This window comes from Pseudomonas sp. PA-4-8C (assembly GCF_021606625.1).
GTDB classification, from domain to species: domain Bacteria; phylum Pseudomonadota; class Gammaproteobacteria; order Pseudomonadales; family Pseudomonadaceae; genus Aquipseudomonas; species Aquipseudomonas lactis.
Genome location: NZ_WKCD01000307.1, coordinates 1 through 6,301 on the forward strand (window position 1 = coordinate 1; position 6,301 = coordinate 6,301).

Consider the following 6,301-nt stretch of genomic DNA (forward strand, 5'->3'; position numbering starts at 1 on the left):
TCGCTGCGCAGCGAGGTGTAAGGCTTGTAGTCGCCGGTGGTGCACACGGTGAGGGTGCCGCGTGCAATCACTTCGTCAAGGCGTGACGCGGCGGTGTCGGCCTGGGCGACATTGGCCAGGCTTGCCAGTACACAGAGGGCCAGAGGCGCTTTCATGGAGTCGAATCCTTAGGGCACGGTCGAAGCCGCCATAATGCCCGTTTTTTGTAGGAGCGAGCTTGCTCGCGAATAACCTGAGTGCGCCGCTGTGAATCAGGCATCCCGCGTTATCGTTAACGATCCTCGCGAGCAAGCTCGCTCCTACAGGCAGAATGTTTAGCCAAACTGCAACCAAACTCCGTCAAGCCTGAGTTGACCCGCGTATCCCGGCATGTGACGCTCAGGTATCTCTATCACTGTGACTTGCGCATGCACGCTTGCCCCGATACTCACACCGCGACATTGCCGTCTGCGCTTGCGTTCTGGGCCTTGTTCCATTGCCGACACGCGCGCCCGCCAGATACCTCTCTCCTACGTTGATCTACCCACATGGATGACGCGCACCTGTGCGCATCTGCCTGGCGGCGCCTGCGCGCTTGCCTGATGCAAACGTATGAGAATTCCCATGAGTGTTTTTGCCAGCCTGCACGAAGCCCAGGCCTTCCTTGAACAGAACCCCGACATCGAAATGTTCGAGCTGTTTATCCTCGATAACAACGGCGTACCGCGCGGCAAGCTGCTGCACCGCGACGAACTGCTGGCGGTGTACGAAAGTGGTCGGCCTCTGCCCAGCACCATCCTCGGCCTGACCATCAATGGCGATGACGTCGAAAACTCCGGGCTGGTGTGGGAGGTGGGGGATATCGACTGCCGTGCCTACCCGATCAGCGGCAGTTTGCAGCGCATGCCGTGGCGCTTGATCCCCACCGCGGCGGTGCAAGTGAGCATGCACCCCACCGAAGGCCTGCCCGCCACCGTGGCCGACCCCAGGCACCTGCTGGCCAAAGTTATCGAGGCGCTCAAGGCTGACGGTTACTACCCGGTAATGGCGGCGGAGCTGGAGTTCTATCTGCTCGACCAGAAGCCCGACAGCAACGGCCGCCCGCAACCGGCGCGGGATGTGGATGGCAATCGCCCGCGCTCGACCCAGGTGTATGGCCTGCGCGAACTGGAGCAGATCGAACCGTTTCTTGCCGACCTCTACAGCGCCTGCAAGCTGCAAGGGATTCCGGCGCGCACGGCCATCTCCGAGTACGCGCCGGGCCAAGTGGAAATCACCCTCGAACACCGCACCGACGCGCTGCAGGCGATGGACGAAGCCGTGCGCTACAAACGCCTGGTCAAGGGCGTGGCGCACAAGCATGGAATGACCGCCTGTTTCATGGCCAAGCCGTTCGACGACCTGGCCGGTACAGGCATGCATATGCACGTCAGCCTGGCCGATGCCCAGGGCAATAACCTGTTTGCCAGTGAAGCGGCAGACGGTACGCCGCTGCTGCGCCAGGCTGTGGGCGGGATGCTCAGCACCTTGCTCGATTCACTGTTGATGTTCTGCCCCAACGCCAATTCTTACCGGCGCTTCCAAACCAACAGCTATGCGCCGCTCGCGGTCACCTGGGGCGTGGACAACCGCACCGTCAGCCTGCGCGTGCCCGGTGGCCCGGCCCAATCCCGGCATATCGAACACCGTATCTGCGGCGCCGACGCCAACCCCTATCTGGCGGCCGCCGCAATCCTGGCCGGCATTCACCGAGGCATCCGCGAACAGCTAGACCCTGGCGCCCCGGTGGAAGGCAACGGCTACGCCCAGGCCACGGAGCTGCTGCCCACCGACTGGCTGACCACCTTGCGCGCGCTGGAAACGTCCCGCTGGGCGCCGGACGCGTTCGGGCGTGAATTCCTCGGCGTTTACCTGGCGGTCAAACGTGCCGAATACCGCCAGTTCATGGGCGAGGTGGGGGAGCAGGATTGGCGCTGGTATTTACACCAGGCATGATCGATTTTAGCGGGTAGGGGCTTTCGACCTTTTTTTCACGTTGCGGCGGTTAAGCTGCGAATCAAGGTCGTTTACTACCGTTTCATTCACATGAGCCCGCGATGTCGCCACAACCTCCATCCTCCATCGAGACCGAATTCACCGAGCGCTATGACCGTGAGCATGCCAGGGGCTGTGGCGACCCGCGTCCGCCCAGGCTGTTGCAGCGCCTGTCGGCGTGGCGCGATGCGCGGCTGGTGCGCCAAGCGCTGAAGGTGGCGGGCGAGCCTGGGCTTATCCTCGACTTGGCGTGCGGTTCCGGGCGCTTCTGGCCGGTGCTGGCCGAACACGTCAACCGCGTGATCCTGGCCTCGGACAACTCCCAGGCGATGCTCGATCACGCGCGCACCCATCACCCGGGCGCGTTGCTCAAGCGTGTCAAAACATTCCAGGGCTCGGCGTTTTCCATTGGCCTTTCGGCAAATGCGGTGGACTGCATTTTCTGCCTGGATTTGTTTCGGCATGTGCCCGACAGCGATGCACGACTCATGTTGTTGCACGAGTTTCACCGTGTCAGCCGCGACACGGTGATCGTGGCCGTGAACGTGGGCACGCCCGTAGAGAGCGAGTTTCGCCAAGCCGGCTTCAAAATCCTCAATTACCAAGAGTTCCTGCCGGGCTCGCGACTATGGTGCGTCTACGTTTTGCGTAAGAGAGGATAACGCCCGTTTGTCGGACTATTCTTCATCTCCTGTCGGAGTTTTCATGATGGCGTGTGCACTGCGGATGCTCGCAAGCCTCTTTCGCGATATATACTGCGCGCCATTCTTCAAGGGAGAGCCGTGTGGCCATCGATATTCACTGGATCTGCGACAACGATAGCCTCGGCCAGCATTGCGCCGAATGGCAGCAGTTGCCATTCGTCGCCCTCGACACCGAATTCATGCGGGTCGACACCTTTTACCCTATTGCCGGGCTGATCCAGATCGGTGATGGCGTGCGCGCTTACCTGATCGACCCCCTGACCATCGACAATTGGCAACCTTTGGCCGCCTTGCTGGAAAACCCAGCGGTGATCAAGGTGGTGCACGCCTGCAGCGAAGACCTGGAAGTACTGTTGCGCCTGACCGGCAGCTTGCCGGTGCCGTTGTTCGACACCCAATTGGCGGCGGCGTACCTCAACCTCGGTTTCTCCATGGGCTACTCGCGCCTGGTGCAAGCGGTGTTGGACATCGAGCTGCCCAAGGGTGAAACCCGCTCCGACTGGCTGCAGCGGCCATTGTCGGAGACGCAGATCAGCTACGCCGCCGAAGACGCGGTGCACCTGGCCGAGGTTTACACCCGCCTGCGCCCGCAACTGTCGGACGACAAATACGCCTGGGTATTGGAAGACGGCGCCGAACTGGTGGCCAACCTGCGCCGCGAGATCGACCCCTACGAGCTGTACCGCGACGCCAAGCTGGCGTGGAAGTTGTCCCGTGCTCAACTTGCGGTGCTGCGTGAACTGTGCGCCTGGCGCGAGCAGCAGGCCCGTGCCCGCGACTTGCCGCGCAACCGTATCATTCGCGAACACTCGTTGTGGCCCTTGGCCAAATCCCAGCCGGATAACCTCGCCGCTCTGGGCAAGATCGAAGACATGCACCCGCGCACCGTGCGCCAGGACGGCCAGTTCCTGCTGGACCTGATCAAGCGCACCGCCAGCGTGCCCATGGACCAATGGCCGCCTGCCGTGGCAGAGCCGTTACCCGTGGACGCCGCCGCGTTGATCAAGCAACTGCGGGCCCTGGGCCAAACCTTCGCCGAGCGCCTGGACATGGCGCCGGAACTGATGCTGCGCAAGAAAACCCTCGAAGCCCTGGTTAAAAGTGGCTACCCCGATGGGCCTTACCAATTGCCAGACTCGCTGCGTGGCTGGCGCCGCGAGTTGATGGGCCAGGCGCTGCTCGACAGCCTGGCCAATGCCGGAGAACAGCCTTGAAACGTATTTGCTCCATCTACCGCAGCAAGAAAAAAGACGGCATGTACCTCTATGTGCTCAAAAGCGACGCCCTGGAGCGCGTGCCCGAGCCGTTGATGGAAGCCTTTGGCAAGGCGCATCACGCCTTTGACATGGTGCTGACGCCTGAGCGCAAGCTGTCGCGCGAAGACATCGCCGTGGTGCTGGAAAACCTCGACAAGCAGGGCTACCACCTGCAAATGCCGCCGGCCGAGGACGAGTACATCGAGCACTTGCCCGAAGAGCTGCTGCGCCGCAACGACCCGATGTGATCACCAGTGCCCGCCTCAGGGCACCGTTTCAATGGAATCGTATTAGAGGACGGTGGCCGTAAGGATGCGGGCGGCCGTCTGCACTGTTTTTTCAAAGGTTTGAACCATGCGTGTTCTGATTGCTGAACAGGATCATCCGCTCTACGCCCAATTGCTCAGGGACGCCGCCCCAGACCTTGAAGTGCTGACCAGCGGCGACTCGGCCGAACTTTCGCGCCTGGCCGCCGACTGCCCGGTGTGGCTGGGCCAGCCCGATCTGTTGGCGACCCTGCTGCGCCAGGGCCATCACCCGCAATGGCTGCAATCGACCTGGGCGGGCATCACGCCACTGTTGGCCGATGGCTTGCCCCGCGACTATCGCCTGACCCGAGCGGTAGGCATTTTTGGCCAGGTCATGGCCGAGTTTGTCCTCACCTACATGCTGGGCCACGAGCGCGAAGTGCTGGCGCGGCTGGTCAGCCAGGTGGAGCGCAAGTGGGATAACCGCATGGGCCAGAGCCTGGCCGGGCGCAAGGCGCTGATCGTCGGCACCGGTGACATTGGCCAGAGCGTGGCCGAGTTTCTGCTGCCATTCGGCGTGCAGCTGTATGGCATCGCCAGCCAGGCCCGCGAGCAGGCGCCGTTTATCGAAGTGGCCGGGCTCGACCAGTTAGGCCGGCTGGTGGGGGAGGTGGATTACGTGATCAACCTGCTGCCCAACACGCCTGATACCCATGACCTGTACGACGCGGCGCTGTTCAAGCAGTTCAAGCCCACCGGGTTGTTTATCAACGTCGGACGCGGCGTGGCGGTGGTGGACGCCGACCTGGTCGAGGCGCTCAAAGAAGGGCACCTGGCCGGCGCGGTGATCGACGTGTGCCGCCAGGAGCCTTTGCCGCAACGCCACCCGTTCTGGACGGCGTGGGGTTTGCTGTTGACCGGGCACAGCTCGGCCCCGACCTCGCCGCCGATGATGGTGGAATTGTTTGTACAGAACCTGCGGGCGTATCAGGCCAAGCAAGCGCTGCGCGGGGAAGTGGATTTCGAGCGCGGGTACTGAGCTTGCCCCATGCCCTCTGTAGGAGCGAGCTTGCTCGCGAAGAACGTCAACGATGACGCGTACTTTCTGAATAAACGCGGCGCCTGTGAGTTTTTCGCGAGCAAGCTCGCTCCTACAGAGGGTCAGAGTGCGATGCTTAGAGGCTGAAGTCCCCCTCGGACACCAGCTCGCTCAACGGCTTGCGCGGGCTCGGCATTTCGCGCCCTTGCAGGTACTCCGGCAAACTCGACTTGTCCCCCAACTTGCCCACCGCCACGGCCGCATGCAGCGCATAACCCTGGGGAATCTTCAGCTCCTTGCGGGTCAGTTCCTGATCGAAACCGGCCATGCCGTGGGTGTGCCAGCCACTGAGGCTGGCTTGCAGCGCCAGGTGGCCCCAGGCTGAGCCGGTGTCGAAGGTGTGCCACAGCGCCGGGGTTTCTTCGGTGGCGCCGGGGGCGATGAAGTCGGTTTTCGACGCGATGATCACCAGGGCCGACGCATGCTGCGCCCAATTGCGGTTGAATTCATTGAGCAGGCCCAGGAAACGCGCCCAATCCGGCGTGTCACGGCGCGCATACAGAAACCGCCACGGCTGCGAGTTGTAGGCCGAAGGTGCCCAGCGTGCGGCTTCGAAGAAACTCAGCAGCGTCTCCTGCGGGATGCTCTCGCCGGTAAAGGCGCGGGGCGACCAGCGCTCGGTGAATTGGGTGTGGATCGGATAATCGGCAACGCGGGGGTTATTGCTCATGGACAGATCCTGATGAAAAAACCGGGATTCAAAGCTACTGCGCCCACCCCTGCCTGACAAGTCTTGCAACACCGTCAGTCGTAAGCGCTTGGCCCCAACCGGCTTGGGCACTAGACTGGCGGCCTTTTCACCTTCCGATACTGATGCAGAGCCATGGCCGCCAAAGTTGAACCTTTCTGGATACGCAAAACCCTTGAGCACCTCGACCAGGAGGAGTGGGAGTCGTTGTGCGACGGCTGTGGCCTGTGCTGCCTGCAAAAGCTTGAGGATGAAGACGACAACAGCGTCTATTACACGCGCATCGCCTGCAA

At 62.2% G+C, this 6,301-nt stretch carries 6 protein-coding genes and 2 pseudogenes; 6 read left to right on the forward strand and 2 right to left on the reverse strand.

Annotation, left to right across the window (positions count from 1 at the left end; all coding sequences use genetic code 11):
* Positions 1-155 (reverse strand): annotated as a pseudogene (locus GIW04_RS26635) (transporter substrate-binding domain-containing protein); the annotation flags it as partial.
* Between the two features lie 448 nt (positions 156-603).
* Between GIW04_RS26635 and GIW04_RS26645 the strand changes: the two are divergent.
* The 5 genes from GIW04_RS26645 to GIW04_RS26665 all read left to right on the forward strand — a co-directional run bounded on the left by GIW04_RS26645 (position 604) and on the right by GIW04_RS26665 (position 5,260).
* Complete coding sequence (locus GIW04_RS26645) at positions 604-1,974, forward strand: glutamine synthetase family protein (protein WP_057710840.1); 1,371 nt, start codon at positions 604-606, stop codon at positions 1,972-1,974.
* Between the two features lie 101 nt (positions 1,975-2,075).
* Positions 2,076-2,675, forward strand: coding sequence for a class I SAM-dependent methyltransferase (locus GIW04_RS26650; RefSeq protein ID WP_003189592.1), 600 nt, complete (start codon positions 2,076-2,078; stop codon positions 2,673-2,675).
* A 122-nt stretch (positions 2,676-2,797) separates the two neighbouring features.
* A complete protein-coding gene (gene rnd / locus GIW04_RS26655; RefSeq protein ID WP_003189594.1) occupies positions 2,798-3,931 on the forward strand; it encodes a ribonuclease D in 1,134 nt (377 codons plus the stop codon).
* Positions 3,928-4,221 (forward strand): YcgL domain-containing protein, encoded by a 294-nt coding sequence (locus GIW04_RS26660; protein ID WP_003189597.1) that lies wholly within the window; start codon positions 3,928-3,930, stop codon positions 4,219-4,221. The genes rnd and GIW04_RS26660 overlap by 4 nt, the downstream gene beginning before the upstream one ends.
* Before the next feature lie 106 nt (positions 4,222-4,327).
* Positions 4,328-5,260 carry a D-2-hydroxyacid dehydrogenase gene (locus GIW04_RS26665; RefSeq protein WP_003189599.1) on the forward strand — a complete coding sequence of 311 codons (933 nt, stop codon included), beginning with the start codon at positions 4,328-4,330 and terminating at the stop codon, positions 5,258-5,260.
* Between the two features lie 136 nt (positions 5,261-5,396).
* Here GIW04_RS26665 and GIW04_RS26670 read toward each other — a convergent pair whose 3' ends face one another.
* Complete coding sequence (locus GIW04_RS26670; protein ID WP_034133632.1) at positions 5,397-5,990, reverse strand: nitroreductase family protein; 594 nt, start codon at positions 5,988-5,990, stop codon at positions 5,397-5,399.
* Between the two features lie 153 nt (positions 5,991-6,143).
* Here GIW04_RS26670 and GIW04_RS26675 point away from each other — a divergent pair.
* A pseudogene (locus GIW04_RS26675) lies at positions 6,144-6,301 on the forward strand (YcgN family cysteine cluster protein); the annotation flags it as partial.